This window comes from Enterobacter sp. CCUG 70166, from assembly GCF_020224095.1.
In the GTDB taxonomy this organism is placed as follows: Bacteria; Pseudomonadota; Gammaproteobacteria; order Enterobacterales; family Enterobacteriaceae; genus Enterobacter; species Enterobacter intestinihominis.
On record NZ_NRIQ01000018.1, the window covers coordinates 1 to 20,590 of the forward strand.

Here is a 20,590-nt window from a genome sequence, read left to right on the forward strand (position 1 = left end):
CGGGGTTCACTTCAGAAAGGTGGTTTTTTATTGCCTAATTTTCGCCATTCGCCATTCTTTCTCCATTCGGCTTCACCATAAAAAGAGGGCATTACTGCCCTCCGACTACCGGAACTATAGGAATTTTTCTATCATAACGTGCTGTCTGTGACGCGTTTTTATGACCAGCGATTCCCTGTTTTTCGTTAAGCGTTCCTTCCAGATCCGATATCCCTTTAGATTTGCTGCTACGAAGTTAGGTTATGGTAATAACCAGGCTGAGTTAGTCTATGGCGTCGTTGATCTCTCTTTATCGGCATATGGTGCGGGCAGAAAAGTTTTGGGTCCCAGAGAGAAGTCCTGGAGTTTATTCCACAATATCCAATCCGTTTATATCAGAGGCTGGCAAGAGGCATCTAAAACCGCAATGGCGCTGGATTTGACCAGTGGGAGCATTACGGGTTGGCAGATGTACCAGATAGCAAAAGAGAATTGATTATGTCTCAAGAGTTAGAATTTTCGCTTCATCCACCTTTTTGGCCTGCCGTGGCCTATTTCATTGTATCTATTGCAATTTTTTTCTTGCTTTATCTCGGCAAACTAAAAGTTCACAGGCTGCATAAATACCCGCTATTTATCGCGTATAGGGTGTTTGTAATCGCTATTGCAGCCGTTCAGATAAACATCTTTGCCAATGGCTACGAGTTTGTCAGCAGCTTTTTGCATATAGATTTTGACCCCTATCGCTATGACTCGGTATATTGGGGATCATTGTTTTTCTCCATAATTTACTTGCTGGCGTTGCCCCGGAACAAGTTTTAGCATAATGAATTTTTCATTTAAGGGACGCTATGTCTTTACCGCCATTGTATGCACTGCGTGCGTTTGAAGTTGCTGCGCGGTTGAACTCCTTCAGTAAAGCTGCTGAAACGCTCAATATTACGCCGGGCGCGGTCAGCAGACATGTCCGTACCCTTGAACTGTGGTTCGACTGCGAGCTTTTCAAAAGGCTAGGTCCTCGCGTGGAGGTCACTGAAGCCGGGCGAGTGCTTGCCGGACAGCTTAACGAAAGCTTCACGAGCATTGAATGGGCCTGCCGGGCATTTCGCAGTGAAAACCATCTGCTGCGGTTAAAAACACCCAGCACCCTGACCATGAGATGGCTTCTCGACGTGCTGCGATCTTTTCGCAACAACCATCCAAAACCGCAGGTGGAGATTGCCAGCGTCTGGATGGACATTGACACCGTTGATTTCAGTCTTGAGCCATACGACTGCGCCATCCTTCTCGGTAATGGCCGTTTTGGTGAGACAACGGAAAGCCAGCTGCTTTTTCATGAATGGCTTATCCCGGTTTGCACCCCATCGCTTATCGAACCGGCCCGGCAGCAGCTTTCGCAATGCGATTTGATCCATCCTTCACCGGACAGACGTGACTGGCGGCGCTGGCTGCGAAGAACAGGATTGTTTCCGGGGCTCGATATGAGCAGCGGCATGGTGTTTGATACCCTTGAACAGGGAAGTATCGCCGCGATGAACGGGCACGGCATCGCTATCGCCGACCTGCATCTCACGCTTGATGCCCTGAAAAGCGGCCTGCTGGGCCTGCCGTTCAGGGAAGCTATCGCGACGGGAGATGGTTACTACCTCGTCTGGCCAAAAAATTCGCTCAAAAGAGAGAGCATCCAGCACCTTCTGGGCTGGCTGCAAAACCATACCCCGGTCGTTCCGGCTCTGGATATCGATTACCTGGAATACGATGAAAGCCGGGTTTATTAATACCGTTATGAGTAAGAGATGTTTGCCATCTTTTTATAGCGTTCTGGCAAAGCGCTGTTCAGGCTGAGTACCTTATCCAGAATATAAAATGCTGGCGTGTTTTTCTGCTGCTCAGCGTCAATAATTGCACCGCGTAATATCGTGGCGGCAGACGAAATCCTGTGAAAATATTCTTCAGTCTCAGGCGTCTGTAATTCACCCGACGTGGCGTAGCGCACGTGCGGCCAGCCGGAGAAGTCGAGCAGCGGAAGGGGCTTTCCTGCTTCAGGATGACAGGCTGAAATCAGCGCAGCCGCTTGCTTAGGGTCGCGATGGGCAACGGACAGCATGTATACGCGCTGCGAAAACGGTGAAAGAGCCTCAGAGTGATGTTTCTTAGCCATAAGCATGGCCATAAAATCCTGTAAATCATCGGCTGAATCGGTGTCAGGTGGTAATACAGTTTTCAATAACTGATATAACGCATCAAGTGTCATATTTGCCCCGGATCCTCTTATCATTATTATTCAGTTTGCGGCTGAACGTTTTATCGACCCGCGCAAAGGCGGGTCGTGAAGATGATATTTGAATGTGGTCGCATCAGAAAAACGATTAATAATGGCAATCACTGTGAGTTTTTCTCACTATAACCTCCAGGCTTCACACGCCGCCCAGGTACGCCTTCCTCACCTCCGGATCCTTCAGCAACGCCTCGCCGCTGCCGCTTAACCGAATCTGCCCGTTAACCATCACATAGCCGCGGTCGGACAACTTCAGCGCGTGGTGGGCATTCTGCTCGACCAGAAAAATCGTCATTCCGTTACGGGCCAGTTCGCGCAGCGTATGGAAGATCTGTTTAACCACGATTGGTGCGAGGCCGAGGCTGGGTTCATCCAGCAGCAGAAGTTTAGGACGGCTCATCAGCGCCCGGGCGATAGCCAGCATCTGCTGTTCACCGCCGGAAAGCGTCATCGCCCGCTGATTACGCCGCTCCTTGAGGCGAGGGAAGAGGTCGAACATGCTTTGCATATCTTCAGCTGCATGCTGATTGCCGACGGGGATTGTCCCCATCAGCAGGTTCTCTTCTACAGACATATCCGGGAAAATGCGTCGTCCCTCAGGTGCCTGCGCGATGCCGCCGGTGGCAACATAGTGGGTGGATTTGTGGCTGATATCCTCGCCGCAGAAGAGGTTCTGCCCGTTGCGGATCCGGGGCTGACCAAAGACAGACATCAGTAATGTTGACTTCCCCGCGCCGTTAGCGCCAATCAGGGCCACGGTTTCCCCTTTGTTTACCTCAAGTGAAACCTGCTTCAACGCCTAGATCACCCCGTAAAAAACGTCCACATTATGAAATTGAAGCATCGGTGCGCTCACAGATTTACCTCGCTTTCGTCGGTGCCCAGATACGCGGCAATCACTTTTTCATTGTGCTGGATCTCAGCCGGTTTACCTCTGGCAATCACATCGCCGTGATCGAGCACAATGATGTCATCTGAAATGCCCATCACCATCCCCATATCATGCTCGATCAGCAAAACCGTGATGTCGTGGTGGTCGCGCAGGAACCGGATGATCTCGCTCAGCTTGTGCGTCTCCACCGGGTTCAGGCCGGCAGCAGGTTCATCGAGACAAATCATCTCCGGGCCGGTGCACATGGCGCGGGCGATTTCGAGGCGTCGTTGCTGGCCATAGGACATTTCCCCGGCCAGACGGTTCGCGCAATCTACCAGATCCACCACCTCCAGCCAGTAAAACGCCCGGTCCAGCGCCTCGTTCTCTGCCCGACGATACGCAGGGGTGTTCAGCACCCCCGCCAGCAGATTGCGGTTGACGCGCATGTGCTGTGCCACCAGCAGGTTTTCCACAACGGACATCTCGCGGAACAGGCGGATGTTCTGAAACGTGCGCGCAAGACCCGCGCGGTTCACCAGATGCGTGCCGCCAAACATCTTATAGAACAGGCGTTGACCAAGCTGCGCCGGGCTGAGCCAGTCGCCCGGCTGGAGTTTCTGGCCGAGCACCTGAATGACATTGGTGGTTTTATTTCGTGCATTGAACAGAATGTTGCCGCCGGAGGCCCGGTAGAAACCGGTCAGGCAGTTAAAGACGGTTGTTTTTCCCGCGCCGTTAGGCCCAATGAGTGCAGTAATAGAGCCGCGCTGCACCTCAAGATTGACGTCGTTTAAGGCCTTGATCCCGCCGAAGTGCATCATCAGATGTTCTACACGCAAAATCGTTGCGTTCATGGCGCCACTCCTTTACGCACGGCAAATCCGCTGCGGTTGATGCGGATCAGACCGCGAGGACGCCAGATCATCATCACCACCATCAGCATGCCAAACAGTAGCACGCGGTATTCCGCAAAGCTGCGCAGCAGTTCCGGCGTGACGGTCAGCACAAAGGCGGCCAGTACGACGCCGACGGTGGAGCCCATCCCGCCCAGGACCACAATCGCGAGGATGAGGGCCGATTCAAAAAAGGTGAAAGAGGTGGGGTTAACAAACCCCTGCCAGGTGGCAAAAAACACCCCGGCGATACCTGCCGTCGATGCGCCCAGGGTGAAGGCCGAGAGTTTGACCAGAACGTGGTTGAGCCCCATGGAACGGCAGGCAATTTCATCCTCACGGAGCGCTTCCCACGCCCGTCCAATGGGCATTCGGGTCAGCCGGTGTTTAATGTACAGCACCAGCATGACTACCAGGAAAAGCACTGCATAGATGAAAATAAACTTCATGTTGGGGTTATAGGTCAGGCCGAAGAACTCGTGGAAAGGGACGCCGCCTTCTTTGGCGCGTCGGCCAAACTCCAGGCCAAAAAAGGTCGGGGCAGGGGCTGAAACGCCGTTAGGCCCGCCGGTGAAGGTAAGCCAGTTGTTCAGCACCAGACGGATGATCTCGCCAAACCCGAGCGTGACGATGGCGAGATAATCCCCGTGCATGCGCAACACCGGAAAGCCGAGCAGGGCGCCCGCGCCCGCAGCCATTAGCGCCGCCAGCGGCAGCATGCTCCAGAACCCAAGCCCCAGATACTGATACCCGAGCGCCAGTCCGTAAGCGCCGATGGCATAGAAGGCGACATAACCCAGATCCAGCAGCCCTGCCAGGCCAACGACAATGTTCAGCCCAAGACCGAGCAGGACGTAGATCAGTCCGAGTATAGCGACCGTCAGAACGTATTTTGTGGCCACAAACGGGAAGCAGATCGCCAGCGTGACAATCAGCGGAATGATCCAGCGCATGCGGCTTTTATACGCCGGTGGCCGGACATACACCCCCGCATTGTCAGATTCAAACCGCGCCTGTAAACGTCTTCCGGCCGCCGTAGCTGAAAAGGCGCTCAGCAAAAAGCGTCCCACCATCACCGTGCCTACAATCCACGCCAGCCGCTGGCCGTCAAAGGTAAAGCTGTAACCATCCAGTATGACGCCCGCAATCGGGCCGAAAATAATCAGGGCGATCATTCCGGAAAAAATCGCGTCCAGAATGCAGCGCTTCAGGGAAAAGCCGTCAGAGGTCATCGCGTTGTTCCTTACACTTTAGCCACGACAGGGCGGCCCAGCAGCCCCTGAGGACGGAAGATCAGGATTAATACCAGCAATCCAAACGAGAACACGTCTTTATAATCCGAGTTCACCATCCCGGAGAATTGCGCTTCTGCGACGCCCAGAATCAGCCCGCCAAGCATCGCACCGGGCAGAGAGCCGATGCCACCCAGCACCGCCGCCGTAAAGGCCTTGATGCCGATAACGAACCCGACGTAAAAATCAAAGGTGCCGTAATTCATGGTGATCAGCACGCCCGCCAGCCCAGCCATGGCTGCGCCGATAACAAACACCAGCGAAATAATTCTGTCGGTGTTGATACCCAAAATGGAGGCCATCTTACGATCCTGCTGCACCGCGCGGCACATGCGCCCTAAGCGGGTACGGTTGATAATCCAGGTCAGCACCAGCATGCCCGCGAACGAGGCGATGAGAATAAAGACTTTGGTATAGGTTATCTGGACAAACCCTTCGCCGAGGTGAAAACGCAGCACACCATCCAGCATGGTCGGTACGCCCTGCTGCCGTGGGCCCTGGCTGAGCTGGACGTAGTTTTGCAGTATCAACGACATCCCGATGGCCGAAATCAGCGGCGCCAGACGCGTCGAATTGCGTAGCGGCTTATAGGCGATGCGCTCAATCGTCCAGCCATAAACGCCGGTGACCACGATGGTGAAAACCAGGGTTCCCAGGATCAGCAGCGGAAAGGAGTGGAGTCCAAAAAACGCCAGCAGGGCCAGGCCAATGGCCGAGAGATAGGCGGAGATCATATACACTTCGCCGTGGGCGAAATTGATCATACCGATGATGCCGTACACCATGGTGTAGCCGATGGCGATAAGACCATAGACCGAACCCAGCGTTAAGCCATTAATTAATTGTTGCAGGAAGAATGTACTCATGGTCGCGCACCTGAATAAAGGGTTACGCCGACAGTCAGACCTGCCGGCGTTGAGCAGATTCCGTCCCGTTATGGCACTTCTTTATATTTGCCTTTGTCGTCCCACTGGTAGACCACGTAGTCAGACACTTTGAGGTCACCTTTGCTGTCCCAGGCTTTTTTACCCATCACCGTGTCGACAGGGTTGGCCTTCAGCCACTCGCTGGCTTTTGCGGAATCCGTCCCTTTCGTGGCCTTGAATGCCGCTGCGATAGCCTGCACAGACGCGTAGGCGTAGAGGGTGTATCCTTCTGGTTCGAATTTACCGGCGCGGAATTTCTCGATGACGGCTTTTCCGTCCGGGATCAGGCGCGGGTCTTTACCGAAGGTCATATAAATACCGTTGGTGTACTGCGCCCCACCGGCGGCGGTGACCATCTCTTCATTGACGATACAGTCTCCCGAGAAGAACTTCGCCTGCACGCCCTGTTCACGCATCTGGCGAACCAGCGGGCCCGCTTCCGGGTGACAGCCCCCGAAGAACACCACGTCTGGTTTTTGTGCGCCAATTTTGGTCACCAGCGCGTTAAAGTCTTTCTCCCCGCGGGACAACCCTTCGTACATCACTTCCTTAACGCCGCGTTTCGCCAGCGCCGCTTTAGTGGCGTCCGCCAGCCCCTGACCGTAGGTGTCTTTATCGTGGATGATGACGACCCGTTTGGCTTTAAGCTTATCAAGAATAAAATCGCTGGCGACCTGGCCCTGCTGGTCGTCACGTCCGCACATGCGGAACATATCGCTCATGCCCCGCTCGGTAATAAGCGGGTTCGTTGAGCCGGGGGTGATGGAGAGGATCCCGGCATCGCTATAGACCTCGGAGGCGGGCATGGTCGACGAGGAGCAGAAGTGGCCGACGACCGCTTTCACTTTATCCTGATCGACTAAGCGGTTGGCGACGGCAACGGCCTGTTTGGGTTCGCAGGCGTCATCGCCCTGAACCAGTTTGATTTTCTCACCGTTGATCCCGCCAGCGGCGTTAATGTCTTCCGCCGCCTGCGTAGCGCCATGCCAGTATTGATCGCCATAGGTTGCGTTCGGGCCTGTGAACGGCCCGGCCACGCCGATCACGATATCGGCCTGTGCAGAAAAGGCCGTCACCAGACAACCGGCCAGCAACAGGGAGAGGGGAGTTTTGGTAAATTTCAGCGACATTATTATGTTCCTTAGCAAAGAGGTTTTTGCACCAGGTAGAAACCCGAACGCCTGATGGATCGTAAATCCAAAAACAAGAGCGAGAACAAAATGCACTTTAGAAGCAATCTCGTGCTTAATACGGCGAGGATCCCACGCACCGCGAAGCGCGCAGAACATTAAGCAAAAAGGTTGCCAGAATGGTTAATCCCTTGACCGGGTCACAACACGTTGAGTATAGAGCGCCGTTTTATGCGCCTTTGCGGGATGAGATGAATTTACAGCGGAGATCACATCTCCTTAACAACAAAGCCCATAAGTTGTGCAACGGTCACGATTTGCACGTTTTTGCAGCAATAAAGACCTAAACTTCAGATAGGCATGCGCGGCGATATATGTCAGGATCGTTTTTTTTATCAGGAGTATCAGCAATGGCTGAAGGCCCATTAAATGAAAGCGAGATGGCGTGGCTGGAAGAGACATTAATCTCTTACGGACACGACGATGCATCCGTGATTGACGTGTCCGAACTGGACGGCATGCTTACCGCAGTACTTTCCGGTCCCGTTGTGGTGGAGCCCGACACCTGGCTGGTGGCGGTATGGGGTGGCGAGAAGTATATTCCGCGCTGGAAAAACGATCGTGAGATGAACCGTTTTATCGATCTCTGCTTTAAGCACATGAACGATATTGCCGAGCGCCTGAGCGAATACCCGGATCAGTTTGAACCGCTGTTTGGCTATAACGACGTTGACGGTCAGAGCTATACCGTAGTGGAAGAGTGGTGCTATGGCTACATGCGCGGCGTGGCGCTGACGGACTGGTCATCCCTGCCGGAAGCGCTGGAAGCGGATCTGGCGGTGATTGCCCTGCACGGAACGGAAGAGCACAGCGAGAAGCTGGAAGCGCTGACCGAAGAGGAGTATATGGCCAGCATCGAGAGCATTCAGCCTGCGGCGCTGCGTTTGTACAACTACTGGGTGGCTAATCCGCAGCAGCCGGAAGCGAAAAAGCCGATCGTGAACGGGTCGAAGGTGGGACGTAACGATCCGTGTCCGTGCGGGAGCGGTAAGAAGTTTAAGAGTTGCTGTCTGCACTGAAAAAAGGGGCTATTCATAGCCCCTTTTTTTATCCCACTTCCGGCAGCATCCCCGCTGCAATCAAAATCTGCACCAGAATAATCACCACCCCACAACCAAACACCACGCACAGCAGCGGCTTACCACCCGCCACGCGGTATCCTTGCTGCGGATGTTGCTGGCGGCTCTTCCACGCCAGCAGGGAAGGCAGCAGCAGGGCCAGTACCGATAACGCCACGCCAGCATACCCTAGCGCCATCACAAACCCGCGCGGATAAAAGAGCGCGAAGGCCAGCGGCGGCAGGAAGGTCATCGCCCCCGTCTGTAAGCGTCCGGCAACGGTATTGCGACGCTGGAACAGATCCGCCATATAGTCAAACAGGCCAAGCGCCACGCCGAGGAAGGAGGTTGCCAGCGCCAGGTCTGCAAACAGATGTACCGCCAGCTCCACGTGTGAAGAGGCCACCACGTTACGCAGGGCAACCAGGAATCCATTCAGACCAGAATGCTCTGCCATCAGGCCGATAAAGGTGGTGGAATCAATACTGCCCAGCGTCACCAGCTGCCAGAACAGGTAAGCAATCAACGGAATGGCGCTGCCGATCACAAAGACGCGGCGCAGCTTGCGAATATCACCGTTCATATAACTCACGATGCTCGGCACGCTGCCGTGAAAACCGAAAGAGGTGAAAATCACCGGGATGGCCGAAAGCGCCAGACCTTTCTCCAGCGGGAGGGAGAGCAGGTTAACCTTGTGCACATGCGGTGCCAGCAGCATCAGCATCACAACAAGGAAGAGAATTTTGGCGCTAAACAAAAAACGGTTAAACAGATCGACCAGCGACGTGCCCGCACAAACCACACCGCCACCGATCAGCGTAAAGACAATGGCGCCTGTTTCCGGTGAAAGCGACGCACCGAAGCCGTCATTGATACTTGACGCAATTAGCTCCCCGGCGCCGCTGATGTAGGCGGCGGTCAGCGCGTACATCAGGAACATCATGCTGAAACCGGTGATCCACTGCCCGTAGCGTCCAAGATAGCGTGCAGCCAGGGAGCCTAAGCCGGTATCGGCAGGGACATGTTGATAAACCTCCAGCAATAATAGCGCGGTGTAACACATCAGGGCCCAAAGACCGCCCAGCAGTACTACGGTAACCCCAAACCCGACGCCAGCGGCAGCCAACGGCATAGCCAACATTCCTGCGCCAATTGTCGTCCCGGCGACGATAAAAATACTTCCCAGAGTTCTGTTCTTCACGCTTTCCTCTTCAACGCTTCCATACCGCGACTCATTCTGCGGCGCAGAGTAAGGGAAAAGCCCCATCTCGTCAAATCACCGTTACATAGGGTGTAATGATTAATTTACAAAAAGAAAAGGGTAACCTGCGCCAGCGCAAAGCGTGCCGTGGAGGGAGCGTTTAGTCTGCTTTTTATTTACGAGAGGTAACCATGTCAATTCACGGACACGACGTGCTGAATATGATGATTGAGTCAGGTGAGCGCTATACGAAGGAGAGTCTGGTTGAGGCGATACATGCCCGCTTTGGCGAAGCGGCGCGTTTCCATACCTGTTCAGCTTCGGAAATGACAGCCGCGGAGCTGGTGGCGTTTCTGGCGGCGCGCGGAAAATTCATTCCGGCAGCAGACGGATTTTCCACGCACGAAAGTAAAATTTGCCGTCATTGAATAAAGCGATGCTGAAAACTCAGCACCGCTTTTCTATTAATTCTGCGTGTCGAGCGTCGACAGCTCTTTATCAATGAAGTACAGACCTTCCCCGGATTTACCTGCCAGAGATAATTTATCCAGCACGGATTTAAACAGCTTCTCTTCTTCGTGCTGTTCAGCCACATACCACTGAAGGAAATTAAAGGTTGGATAATCCTGACTGGTCATGGCGGCATGAGCCAGTTCATTTATTTTCTGGGTGATCAGCTGTTCGTGCTCATAGGTGGCACGGAACAGTTCATCAAGAGAGCCGTACTCGGCGAAAGGCGATACCACGTTATCAATGCGCGGCAGGCTGCCGGTGTCCGTCAGGTAATCAAACAGACGCTGCATGTGCGTCATCTCTTCCTGGGCATGACGACGCAGGAAGGCGGCAGCCCCTTCAAAGCTGTGATAGCTGCACCAGGCGCTCATCTGCTGATAAAGCAGGGAAGAAAATAGCTCAAGATTCATTTGCGCATTGAGCTTGTCGATCATTTCAGTTTTTAACATGGTGCAGCTCCGGTTTATTAATTCTGGTTCACGATGAGCGACACTATAATTTGTTATTTAATTATTTGCAAAAAGTAAAATAAATATTTATTTATTAAAAATACGAATGGGAATAAAACGCATTGCCGCCATTTATATTTATTAATGAGAATTATTTTTGTTCTTATTAAATAAACTGCCAGCGTGACTGGCAGTCGCGGTTAATACCACGGATTCTGGCTGGAAGAGGTAACGGCATATCCCTGACATTTATACTGAATGGTCACACTTTCGTTCAGACAGAGTGAACCGCTGATCAGGGTGCAGGTTTTAATCGGCTGCCCGTAGGCTGACGCGGAGGCGTAGCCCATGCGTTGGCAGGCCTTTGTTGCCGTACCGTTATTAACATAGTCATCAGACCAGGCGTTTTGGAGCATGGTCTGGCCATAGTCGAGGCGCACAATTCCGTTTGGGGCATCCGTACTACTGACTTCTGCCTGACGGTTGATGCTGCACCCGGCGAGCAACAGGATCGTTCCGGCTATGATTACACGTTTCATGTTTCACTCTGCGTGACGGGAAATACGCCATTGTAACCAACGCGACGGGACGCAATGGCCGGAATAGCCGGAGGATCTGACCTTTCACTCTACAACGAGCCGGGCCACCGCGCGAAATTGTGAGCGCATCTTTGTTTTTTAAAACAAGTTTTCACTTAATTTGAAAGTGCGTTTGTTTGATAGTAAGGTTAAGTTGAAAAGGTATCCACAGCGGGATCGCCCGCCATGCATTCAGGAGAGACAAGATGAAAATTGCACTGATGATGGAAAACAGCCAGGCCGCTAAGAATCCCATCATCCTTAATGAGCTGAAAGCCGTTGCTGATGAGAAAGGTTTCCCGGTCTATAACGTCGGTATGAGTGATGAGAACGATCATCATCTCACTTATATTCACCTGGGCATCATGGCGAGCATTCTGCTTAACGCAAAAGCCGTTGATTTTGTTGTCACCGGCTGCGGTACCGGGCAGGGCGCGTTAATGTCCCTGAACATCCATCCGGGTGTGATTTGCGGTTACTGCATCGATCCTGCGGATGCTTTCCTGTTCGCGCAAATCAACAACGGTAACGCGCTTTCTCTGCCGTTTGCGAAGGGCTTCGGCTGGGGGGCAGAACTGAACGTACGCTTTATCTTTGAGAAAGCGTTTACCGGACGCAATGGCCAAGGCTATCCACCAGAGCGTAAGGAGCCGCAGGTGCGTAACGCCGGTATTCTGAACCAGGTGAAAGCGGCGGTGGTAAAAGAAAACTATCTGGATACCCTGCGTGCAATCGATCCTGAGCTGGTTAAAACCGCCGTCTCAGGCCAGCGCTTCCAGCAGTGCTTCTTCGAGAACTGCCAGGACAAAGAGATCGAAGCCTTCGTGCGCGGTATTGTTGGCTGATTTCCTTTGCCGGGCGGTGCGTTGCCCGCCCGGCACAGAGCCTTACTTTTTCGATGATACCGCGCTGCCTGCATTTTTGGTCAGACGCAGCGTGTCAACCATTCCCACCAGGCAGATCAGCGCGATCGCCACAAATGCCAGCCGGAAGCTCATTCCCGGCATGCCGGCAATCCCCATCGTCTCACTGACTTTTTCCCCGATACGAATACCAATTGCCCCGAGTGTGATCCCAAGTCCCACGGCAAGCTGCGTTGCGGTTGAAAACAGCGTATTGGCATAGCTCATCTGCGCAGAGGGTACATCCGCAAAGGCCAGCGTACTGATGGCTGTAAACTGGATCGAACGAAAAACGCCACCCAGATAGAGGATCAGCATGACGAGCCACACAGGAGTCTGCGGCGTAAGAAAGGCGCAGGCCAGCAGCGCCAGGACATTCAGTGAACCGTTAATCAGCAACAGCCGCTTAAACCCCAGGCTGCGGATCAGGGGCGTCGTCGCCGGTTTAATGGTGAGATTGCCTACGAAAACGGCCAGCACCAGCAGGCCAGAATGGAACGCGTCCATGCCAAAGCCGACCTGGAACATCAGCGGTAACAGGAACGGAACCGCGCTGATGGAGGCGCGAAACAGCGATCCGCCGTACAGGGTGACGCGAAACGTCGGCACTTGCATCGCATCGAGCCTGATCATCGGCCAGGTTGCCCGCTTAAAGTGGCGAAGCGCCAGGCTCAACGCGACGACACCGACGATAAACAGCGTGGCGGTTAATTCTGTCCGCAGAGGCTCTGCGCCCATCAACTCCATCGCATAAACCAGGCTCACCATGGCAAGGGTGGTGACCACAAAACCCGGCAAGTCAAACGGTCGGCGCGTATCTTCATGCAGGTCCGGAATGATTCGCAGTGCCAGCAAAATGGCGATTATCCCCAGCGGCACATTAATAAAGAAGATCCAGCGCCAGTCGGCATAGCTTGTAATGAACCCGCCCAGCGGCGGGCCGATGATCGGCGCGACCAGCGCAGGCCACGTCAGGGTGGCGATTGCCGTGATGAGCTGATGCTTTGGCGTTGTACGTAACACGGCCAGGCGACCCACGGGCACCATCAGCGCGCCACCAATGCCCTGGAAGACGCGCATTGCGACAAACTCCTCGAGCGTGGTGGACAGGCCGCAAAATACCGAGGCCAGCGTGAAGATCGCCAGCGCGAGGGCAAATACTTTTCGCGCGCCGAAGCGGTCGGCGATCCAGCCGCTGGCGGGGATCAGCACGGCAAGGGTGATCAGGTAGGCGCTGATGCCGATATTCAGATCCACGGCCTGTATGCCAAAGCTTTTTGCCATATCCGGCAATGCGGTGGCGATCACCGTCCCGTCCAGAAACTCCATAAAGAAAGCACCGGCCACCAGCAGTGCCGCAGGCGATAATCCATGGCTCTCTTTGCCGGATACGTTTTCACTCATTCTCTTCCTGCCCGCTCAAAAAATTTTATAAAAATTTACTGGAATTTATAAGTCTGTAACGTGCGGATTTATCATGCCTTTTTTTAACAAACTGGCAGCACTGAGGGTTTATTAACCGTGATGCAGGTCACAAAATGGTTGATTTTTGTGATGGTGGTCATATTATAAGCGTATTGATAATAACACCTGCATAACACGTTACTGGAGCAACATAATGAAACTGCGCAAAATCCTGAAAAGCATGTGGGCTAACTACTGCACAACGTTTAAAGACGTCCCACCGGGTGCGATGTTCTGATAAAAAAACCTGCTTCGGCAGGTTTTTTTATGTCTGCGGACGACGAGAGGGAGATGGAAGGGCGTCTGTTTTGCTACTATGGCGGCCTTTGAATAAGGAGAACCCCATGTCACAAAACCTGAGCGCCGATCAGGAACTGGTATCTGACGTCGTCGCCTGCCAGCTGGTTATCAAACAAATCCTTGATGTGATTGACGTTATCGCGCCGGTTGAGGTACGCGAAAAGATGTCGACCCAGCTAAAAAACATCGATTTCACCAATCATCCTGCTGCGGCGGACCCGGTTACGCTCCGCGCGATCCAGAAAGCGATCGCGCTGATTGAACTGCGCTTCACGCCGCAGGGTGAGTCACACTAAAATAAACCGATGTTTTAAAATTAGAAACCGTTTTCTGATTTTACGTCGAAGGGCGACAGAGTCTGTCGCCCGCAGAAGGTTCAAAAGAACGTCTGCACCAGCAGATAGCTCACCACGCAGGCACAGCTGACGCCAATCAGGCCCGGCAGAATAAAGCTGTGGTTGATGATGAATTTACCGATGCGGGTGGTGCCGGAGCGATCGAATCCAATACAGGCCAGATCGCTCGGATAGGTGGGCAGCACAAAGTAGCCGTAGGAGGCCGGGAAGAAGGCCACCAGCATTTTCGGATCGATGCCTAACATCAACCCCATCGGGGCGACTGCGGTTAAGGCCGCGGCCTGGCTGTTGACCAGTTTCGACACCAGAAACAACACGATGGCATACGTCCAGGGATGACTCTTCACTACCCCCTCCAGTGCCATTTTCAGTTCGTCGAGATGCGCCTGGAAAAAGGTATCGCTCATCCATGCCACGCCAAACACCGAGAAGATGGCGACCATCCCCGCCTTAAATACCGCTCCGTTTGAAATGGCCGACGCATTAACCTTACAGGTCATCAGCATGATGGCCCCGGCAATAAGCATCATCATTTGAATGACAAGGTTCATCGACAGGGCCGTCATTTTGCCTTTGATCTCAAACGCCGGACGCAACTCGGGCAACGCACCCAGCAGGACCACAACCGCAATCCCGGCGAAGAAGATCCACGTTGACCAGTAGGCCTGTTTAGGGAAACGCTGATCCATCAACGTCTCCGTTCCCCCATAGATAAACTCCCGCTGTTTCGGATCTTTCAGCTTTTCCTGAAATTCAGGATCGTCTGCGAGGTTTTTCCCCCGGCGCAGGCTCCACAGTGCCGCAATGGCGACGCCAGACAGTGAGGCCGGTACGGAAACGGCGAGGATTTCGAGGATCCCCCACGCGTGGCCGATACCGTTCTGCGCACCCAGAATTGAGACCAGCGAAACGACGGCCACGGAAACGGGGGAGGCGGTGATCGCCATCTGTGAGGCCACCGAGGCCACCGCCATCGGCCGTTCCGGGCGAATGCCTTTTTTCAGGGCGATATCCGCGATAATGGGAAACATAGTGTAGACGACGTGGCCGGTCCCGCAGAGAAAGGTCAACATCCAGGTGGTAAACGGCGCGAGAAGGGTGATGTGCTGGGGATGTTTTCGCAGCAGGCGCTCTGCGAATTGCATCATCACGTTCAGGCCACCGGCGGTCTGTAGTGTTGCCGCGCAGCCGATGACGGCGAGGATCGTGAGCATCACGTCAACCGGCGGTTTACCGGGTTGCAGACCAAAGACAAAACTCAAAATAAACAGGCCGATGCCGCTTATCAGCCCCAGGCCCATCCCGCCGAAGCGGGTACCTACCAGCAGGCAGAGGATAATGACAATAAACTCAATGGTGATCATGATGCTCCCTCGTTAATGAATGTAATTAAACAAATCATTACACGATGTGTGGTTATTCATTGGGAGCAAGATCTGATTTGTTAAATGTCAGCAAAAGCAGGGAGTTGGCACCCACTCCCTGACGGGCTGAGGGATCCCCAGTAATTTGAAAGCAAAAGCGATAACGTTGCCTTCAGAATAACTGAAGGCTTTCAGCGATGCCTCGGTCCGGCTGTAAATCGCTGAGGCGTTTCCTGTAGGCCGGGGCGAGGCGCAGGGATGCGCCGAGAGGGCGGGCTTTACAGGGATGTTACCTCCGCCCGTCCCCGATAAGCCGGAAGGAATAAGCCGAAGGTACCGCGAAGCGGCGATTTTCCGCCGGAAGCCCGGGTCGCCNNTAAAGTGAACGGAATGACCACCAGAGCCGTATGTTCCCCCTCACCCCAGCCCTCTCCCTCAAGGGAGAGGGGGCCGTCTGTGCAGGCATTATTTTGTGGGGAACTCTCAGCCCTGACGGGAGCGGGTGAAGGAACTTAGTGGTGTTGCACGGTAGCTATGTCGAGAAGATGGCGGTCCGTCTGCTCCAGACAGATCCCCGCGCGTTTCGCGTTGCGGATTTCGTCTGCGAGCGTTTTCAGCAGCATGCCATCCTGCTGCTGCTCTCTGTCCATATCACGTAAAAACTTGAGGGTAATGATGTCCTGTTGCGCTTTGGCTTCATCGGCCAGCTTGTTCAGCTTCGTACAGCGTTGCTCATACTCTTCAAGCGTTTTCTGGAACAGTTCCTCCAGAGAAGAGTAATTATCTTCAATCGTTTCAAACTCTTTGACAGTGGGATTGGCGCCGATGGCTTTCAAAAAGTTAAAGACACGCATCATGTGCGTGACGTTACTTTGCGCCTGAGTACGAAAGAATGTGGCAGTGCCGTTGAGGCTTTTTCTGGAACACCAGGCGCTCAAATGCAGATGCAGATTTGAAGCATAAAACTCCAGGTTCATCTGGGCATTCAGTTTTTGCATCATCGTTTGGGTAGTCATACTCATATCCTTATTGACTGTGGGACTTGATGTCCGCTACGAAACCTGACCCGGCAGGTACTGACGATTGAATAACAGAAAAAGATTTCTGCAAGGTAAACAAACTCGAAAATTCACGTCCTGTGTTCGATTTAAATAAGCATACGCTTCTCTTTGAATTAAGAAAACTCTTAGTTGGGCTGTGTTTACCATACATTACAAATTTAAATATAGCGCAGAACAGAAAACAGGTGACGAGATATAATATTTTTTATCTATATGATTTTAATGATATTAAAATCATTTCTTCCCATTTTTATCGTTTCAGGAAACCTTCTGTGGCGGGAAATTCTGTGAAAGTGTTAAATCAGAAATAATAACTGCAAATATATCCTGCTGTAGCAAATTTGAGCTAAATCAATTTTCACATAATATACCGTTCTGTGATCGCGTCGTAAGATTGTTATCTAACAAATCTGGAAAATGAAACGATGTTTTATATCTTTTCACTTGTAGGGGTTTATGATGACAAAAGTTGCGGTGCTGCTGGCACCTGGTTTTGAAGAAGCAGAAGCGATTATCACAGTTGATATCCTGCGTCGCTTGCAGATTGAGGTGGAAATGCTGGCCTGCGCGGAGTCCCGTGCGGTAGTGAGTTACCACAATATCCCCATGGTGGCTGACAGTACCTTAACGGAACGTATTAATAGGCTGTATGACGCGGTCGTGTTACCCGGTGGGCCGCATGGGAGTATCAATCTTGCGGCTAACCAGGAGGTGATACGCTTTGTTTCCGCGCATGACGAGCACGGCAAACTCATCTGCCCGATCTGCTCTGCGGCTGCGCGGGTGCTGGGCGCAAACGGGCTACTGAAGGGGCGGCGCTACGTCTGTTCCGGCGATCTTTGGCAGACCGTTGATGATGGAGTATATGTGGATGCGCCGGTGGTGGAGGATAACAACCTCATCAGCGGCAAGGGGCTGGGGCACGCTTTTGACTTTGCGCTGACGCTCTCTGCGCGTCTGTTGGGCAACGATGCCCCCGTGCGCGATCATGCTGAACACATCTATTACCGCTGGTAAATTTTCTGCCGGACGCTAAGGCGTCCGGGTTACAGGGATTTCTTAGCTGACCTTATGGATAATCCTGCTTAACTCCTTTCCATTTGTAGGACAATTACGTCCTTTTTTATGTCATTTTTCGCTGAATTTATGTACGCAATTACTGTAATTCTGCGGTGTGATGTCGCTCTCTTATGGATGATTAATTTCCCGCTAAAACTATCACCAGCAATAACGCTTATGACGAGGTAAGCGCTAATGCCTTGTTTTAAGTCCGATTAAATAAGTTGTTCGCCATTATTCCCTACAGATAAGAATGCTAAAGCTGGAGTTTACCATGCACAAATTTACTAAAGCGCTGGCGGCCATCGGCCTGGCTGCCGTTATGTCACAATCCGCTATCGCTGAAAATTTAAAGCTCGGTTTTCTGGTTAAACAGCCGGAAGAACCGTGGTTCCAGACCGAATGGAAATTTGCTGATAAAGCCGGAAAAGATTTGGGATTTGAGGTAATTAAAATCGCCGTACCTGACGGCGAGAAAACGCTTAACGCCATAGATAGCCTGGCGGCGAGCGGCGCGAAAGGTTTCGTTATCTGTACGCCGGATCCAAAGCTGGGTTCAGCGATAGCCGCGAAAGCGCGCGGTTATGACATGAAAGTGATTGCGGTGGACGATCAGTTCGTGAATGCCAAAGGCAAACCGATGGATACCGTTCCGCTGGTGATGATGGCGGCCACAAAAATCGGCGAGCGTCAGGGCCAGGAGCTCTATAAAGAGATGCAAAAACGCGGCTGGGATGTAAAAGAGACCGCCGTGATGGCGATTACCGCTGACGAGCTGGATACCGCCCGTCGTCGCACCACGGGCTCCATGGACGCGCTAAAAGCGGCTGGCTTCCCGGAAAAACAAATCTACAAAGTCCCGACCAAATCCAACGATATCCCGGGCGCCTTTGATGCGGCGAACTCTATGCTCGTCCAGCATCCGGAGGTGAAACACTGGCTGGTGGTGGGGATGAACGATAACACCGTGCTGGGCGGCGTGCGTGCAACGGAAGGCCAGGGCTTTAAAGCACCGGACATTATCGGGATCGGCATCAACGGCGTGGACGCCGTGAGCGAACTGTCTAAAGCGCAGGCGACCGGCTTCTACGGCTCTCTGCTGCCAAGCCCGGATGTCCACGGCTATAAATCCAGCGAAATGCTTTACAACTGGGTGACCAAGGGGGTTGAGCCGCCGAAATTCACCGAAGTGACCGATGTGGTGCTGATCACCCGCGATAATTTCAAAGAGGAGCTGGCGAAAAAAGGACTGGGCGGTAAGTAATACGCTGTGATTGCGCCCCTCACACGCCGTGAGGGGCCTGACGTACACACTACAGGAATCACGGAGTCGTTATGCAACAGTCTGATCCGTATCTCTCTTTCCGCGGCATCGGTAAAACATTCCCCGGCGTAAACGCGCTGACCGATATCAGCTTCGACTGCTATGCCGGCCAGGTTCATGCCCTGATGGGGGAGAACGGCGCGGGAAAATCCACGCTGCTAAAAATTCTCAGCGGCAACTACACGCCCACCACCGGCACGCTGGCCATTCGCGGCGAAGAGGTGGCCTTTGCCGATACCACGGCAGCGTTAAACGCGGGCGTCGCCATCATCTATCAGGAGCTGCATCTCATTCCTGAAATGACCGTGGCGGAGAACATCTACCTGGGCCAGCTTCCGCATAAAAGCGGCGTGGTCAACCGCTCGCTGCTCAACTATGAAGCGGGCTTGCAGCTCAGGCACCTTGGGCTGGATGTCGATCCGCAAACGCCCCTTAAGTATCTCTCCATCGGCCAGTGGCAGATGGTGGAAATTGCCAAAGCGCTGGCGCGTAACGCCAAGATCATCGCTTTTGACGAGCCAACCAGCTCGCTCTCGGCGCGTGAAATTGAAAACCTCTTTCGCGTGATCCGCGAGCTGCGCAAAGAGGGCCGCATCATTCTGTACGTCTCCCACCGTATGGAAGAGATTTTTGCCTTAAGCGATGCCATCACCGTGTTTAAGGATGGCCGCTACGTGCGCACCTTCACCGATATGCAGCAGGTCAATCATGACCAGCTGGTGCAGGCGATGGTTGGGCGCGATCTGGGGGATATTTACCACTGGAAGCCGCGCGAGTACGGCCCTGAGCGTCTGCGTCTGGATAGCGTTAAAGCCCCAGGCGTGCGCACACCTATTTCACTCTCGGTGCGCAGCGGCGAAATCGTCGGGCTGTTTGGCCTTGTGGGGGCAGGGCGCAGCGAGCTGATGAAAGGGCTGTTTGGCGGGACGCGTATTACCCAGGGCCAGGTCTTCGTCGACGGGAAAAAGGTCGATATACAGAAGCCTGCGCAGGCGATTAACGCGGGCATCATGCTCTGTCCGGAGGATCGAAAGGCCGAAGGCATTATTCCAGTGCACTCGGTGCGCGACAACATCAACATCTCTGCCCGGCGCAAGTTCATCCGCGCGGGATGTCTGATTAACGACGGGTGGGAGGCGCGCAACGCTGATCACCATATCCGTTCGCTGAACATCAAAACTCCCGGGGCTGAACAGCTGATCATGAACCTGTCCGGCGGCAACCAGCAAAAAGCCATTCTGGGGCGCTGGCTGTCGGAAGACATGAAGGTCATTTTGCTGGATGAACCAACGCGCGGTATCGACGTGGGGGCGAAACACGAAATCTATAACGTCATCTATGAGCTGGCAAAACGCGGCGTGGCGGTGCTGTTCGCCTCCAGCGATCTGCCCGAGGTGCTGGGCGTCGCCGACCGCATTGTAGTGATGCGTGAAGGCGAAATTGCCGGTGAATTGCTGCATGAACAGGCGAATGAACAACAGGCGTTGAGTCTCGCCATGCCTAAAGTTAGCCAGGCTGTCGCCTGAGTA

At 53.4% G+C, this 20,590-nt stretch carries 23 protein-coding genes and 1 pseudogene; 11 read left to right on the forward strand and 13 right to left on the reverse strand.

What is annotated here, in order from left to right; genetic code table 11:
* Positions 1 to 91 precede the first annotated feature (91 nt).
* Positions 92 to 223, reverse strand: a pseudogene (locus tag CKK19_RS25330) (integrase); the annotation flags it as partial.
* Between CKK19_RS25330 and CKK19_RS08660 the strand changes: the two are divergent.
* The 3 genes from CKK19_RS08660 to CKK19_RS08670 are packed head-to-tail and all read left to right on the forward strand — an operon-like array spanning position 161 to position 1,757.
* Positions 161 to 475: a DUF4225 domain-containing protein gene (locus tag CKK19_RS08660; RefSeq protein ID WP_225455094.1), complete on the forward strand. Its 315-nt coding sequence runs from the start codon at positions 161 to 163 to the stop codon at positions 473 to 475. The pseudogene CKK19_RS25330 and the gene CKK19_RS08660 sit on opposite strands and share 63 nt — an antisense overlap.
* Before the next feature lie 2 nt (positions 476 to 477).
* Positions 478 to 801 carry a hypothetical protein gene (locus tag CKK19_RS08665; protein ID WP_063853251.1) on the forward strand — a complete coding sequence of 108 codons (324 nt, stop codon included), beginning with the start codon at positions 478 to 480 and terminating at the stop codon, positions 799 to 801.
* 29 nt (positions 802 to 830) lie between these two features.
* Positions 831 to 1,757 carry a LysR substrate-binding domain-containing protein gene (locus CKK19_RS08670; protein WP_063853250.1) on the forward strand — a complete coding sequence of 309 codons (927 nt, stop codon included), beginning with the start codon at positions 831 to 833 and terminating at the stop codon, positions 1,755 to 1,757.
* 5 nt (positions 1,758 to 1,762) lie between these two features.
* Here CKK19_RS08670 and CKK19_RS08675 read toward each other — a convergent pair whose 3' ends face one another.
* From CKK19_RS08675 to CKK19_RS08700, 6 genes are all read right to left on the reverse strand, one after another.
* Positions 1,763 to 2,233 carry a hypothetical protein gene (locus CKK19_RS08675; RefSeq protein ID WP_038416290.1) on the reverse strand — a complete coding sequence of 157 codons (471 nt, stop codon included), beginning with the start codon at positions 2,231 to 2,233 and terminating at the stop codon, positions 1,763 to 1,765.
* Positions 2,234 to 2,396: 163 nt separating this feature from the next.
* The gene (locus CKK19_RS08680; RefSeq protein ID WP_225455095.1) at positions 2,397 to 3,053 is read right to left on the reverse strand and encodes an ABC transporter ATP-binding protein; all 657 of its coding nucleotides are present in this window, start codon (positions 3,051 to 3,053) and stop codon (positions 2,397 to 2,399) included.
* A gap of 56 nt (positions 3,054 to 3,109) precedes the next feature.
* Positions 3,110 to 3,985, reverse strand: coding sequence for an ATP-binding cassette domain-containing protein (locus tag CKK19_RS08685; RefSeq protein ID WP_023306508.1), 876 nt, complete (start codon positions 3,983 to 3,985; stop codon positions 3,110 to 3,112).
* A complete protein-coding gene (gene livM, locus CKK19_RS08690) occupies positions 3,982 to 5,256 on the reverse strand; it encodes a high-affinity branched-chain amino acid ABC transporter permease LivM (RefSeq protein WP_023300473.1) in 1,275 nt (424 codons plus the stop codon). The genes CKK19_RS08685 and livM overlap by 4 nt, the downstream gene beginning before the upstream one ends.
* Positions 5,257 to 5,267: 11 nt before the next feature.
* Entirely contained in the window at positions 5,268 to 6,182 is a 915-nt protein-coding gene (locus CKK19_RS08695) for an ABC transporter permease subunit (protein WP_003859667.1), read from the reverse strand.
* 68 nt (positions 6,183 to 6,250) lie between these two features.
* Positions 6,251 to 7,372 carry a branched-chain amino acid ABC transporter substrate-binding protein gene (locus CKK19_RS08700; protein WP_023300472.1) on the reverse strand — a complete coding sequence of 374 codons (1,122 nt, stop codon included), beginning with the start codon at positions 7,370 to 7,372 and terminating at the stop codon, positions 6,251 to 6,253.
* A 410-nt stretch (positions 7,373 to 7,782) separates the two neighbouring features.
* On the opposite strand from CKK19_RS08700, the gene CKK19_RS08705 reads away from it, so the two are divergent.
* A complete protein-coding gene (locus CKK19_RS08705; protein WP_038416285.1) occupies positions 7,783 to 8,451 on the forward strand; it encodes a YecA family protein in 669 nt (222 codons plus the stop codon).
* Positions 8,452 to 8,479: 28 nt separating this feature from the next.
* On the opposite strand, the gene tyrP is transcribed toward CKK19_RS08705, so the two are convergent.
* Positions 8,480 to 9,691 (reverse strand): tyrosine transporter TyrP, encoded by a 1,212-nt coding sequence (gene tyrP / locus CKK19_RS08710; protein WP_225455096.1) that lies wholly within the window; start codon positions 9,689 to 9,691, stop codon positions 8,480 to 8,482.
* A 191-nt stretch (positions 9,692 to 9,882) separates the two neighbouring features.
* Here tyrP and CKK19_RS08715 point away from each other — a divergent pair, with 191 nt between their 5' ends.
* On the forward strand, positions 9,883 to 10,119 hold the full coding sequence (locus CKK19_RS08715; protein ID WP_022648526.1) for a YecH family metal-binding protein: 237 nt from the start codon (positions 9,883 to 9,885) through the stop codon (positions 10,117 to 10,119).
* 36 nt (positions 10,120 to 10,155) lie between these two features.
* Here the strand turns inward: CKK19_RS08715 and ftnA are convergent, their stop codons facing one another.
* Both ftnA and yecR read right to left on the reverse strand, forming a co-directional pair.
* The gene (gene ftnA, locus CKK19_RS08720; RefSeq protein WP_022648525.1) at positions 10,156 to 10,653 is read right to left on the reverse strand and encodes a non-heme ferritin; all 498 of its coding nucleotides are present in this window, start codon (positions 10,651 to 10,653) and stop codon (positions 10,156 to 10,158) included.
* A gap of 200 nt (positions 10,654 to 10,853) precedes the next feature.
* Positions 10,854 to 11,192, reverse strand: a complete 339-nt coding sequence (yecR, locus tag CKK19_RS08725) for a YecR family lipoprotein (RefSeq protein WP_022648524.1) — start codon at positions 11,190 to 11,192, stop codon at positions 10,854 to 10,856.
* Between the two features lie 245 nt (positions 11,193 to 11,437).
* Here yecR and CKK19_RS08730 point away from each other — a divergent pair, with 245 nt between their 5' ends.
* Complete coding sequence (locus CKK19_RS08730) at positions 11,438 to 12,076, forward strand: RpiB/LacA/LacB family sugar-phosphate isomerase (protein WP_063853249.1); 639 nt, start codon at positions 11,438 to 11,440, stop codon at positions 12,074 to 12,076.
* Positions 12,077 to 12,118: 42 nt separating this feature from the next.
* Here CKK19_RS08730 and CKK19_RS08735 read toward each other — a convergent pair whose 3' ends face one another.
* Positions 12,119 to 13,537 (reverse strand): MFS transporter, encoded by a 1,419-nt coding sequence (locus CKK19_RS08735; RefSeq protein WP_225455097.1) that lies wholly within the window; start codon positions 13,535 to 13,537, stop codon positions 12,119 to 12,121.
* Positions 13,538 to 13,751: 214 nt separating this feature from the next.
* Between CKK19_RS08735 and azuC the strand changes: the two genes are divergently transcribed.
* Both azuC and CKK19_RS08745 read left to right on the forward strand, forming a co-directional pair.
* The gene (gene azuC / locus CKK19_RS08740; protein ID WP_003859682.1) at positions 13,752 to 13,835 is read left to right on the forward strand and encodes a stress response protein AzuC; all 84 of its coding nucleotides are present in this window, start codon (positions 13,752 to 13,754) and stop codon (positions 13,833 to 13,835) included.
* Between the two features lie 106 nt (positions 13,836 to 13,941).
* The gene (locus tag CKK19_RS08745; protein WP_003859683.1) at positions 13,942 to 14,193 is read left to right on the forward strand and encodes a DUF2766 family protein; all 252 of its coding nucleotides are present in this window, start codon (positions 13,942 to 13,944) and stop codon (positions 14,191 to 14,193) included.
* A gap of 80 nt (positions 14,194 to 14,273) precedes the next feature.
* Here CKK19_RS08745 and CKK19_RS08750 read toward each other — a convergent pair whose 3' ends face one another.
* Entirely contained in the window at positions 14,274 to 15,617 is a 1,344-nt protein-coding gene (locus CKK19_RS08750) for an anaerobic C4-dicarboxylate transporter (RefSeq protein WP_063147768.1), read from the reverse strand.
* Positions 15,618 to 16,129: 512 nt separating this feature from the next.
* A complete protein-coding gene (locus CKK19_RS08755) occupies positions 16,130 to 16,633 on the reverse strand; it encodes a non-heme ferritin-like protein (RefSeq protein ID WP_063853247.1) in 504 nt (167 codons plus the stop codon).
* Between the two features lie 504 nt (positions 16,634 to 17,137).
* Here CKK19_RS08755 and CKK19_RS08760 point away from each other — a divergent pair.
* The 3 genes from CKK19_RS08760 (at position 17,138) to araG (ending at position 20,587) form a co-directional block, all read left to right on the forward strand.
* Positions 17,138 to 17,695 (forward strand): DJ-1/PfpI family protein, encoded by a 558-nt coding sequence (locus tag CKK19_RS08760; protein WP_063853304.1) that lies wholly within the window; start codon positions 17,138 to 17,140, stop codon positions 17,693 to 17,695.
* A 316-nt stretch (positions 17,696 to 18,011) separates the two neighbouring features.
* Positions 18,012 to 19,001: an arabinose ABC transporter substrate-binding protein AraF gene (gene araF / locus CKK19_RS08765; protein WP_023300466.1), complete on the forward strand. Its 990-nt coding sequence runs from the start codon at positions 18,012 to 18,014 to the stop codon at positions 18,999 to 19,001.
* Between the two features lie 71 nt (positions 19,002 to 19,072).
* Positions 19,073 to 20,587, forward strand: a complete 1,515-nt coding sequence (araG, locus tag CKK19_RS08770) for an L-arabinose ABC transporter ATP-binding protein AraG (protein WP_023300465.1) — start codon at positions 19,073 to 19,075, stop codon at positions 20,585 to 20,587.
* Positions 20,588 to 20,590: the final 3 nt, after the last annotated feature.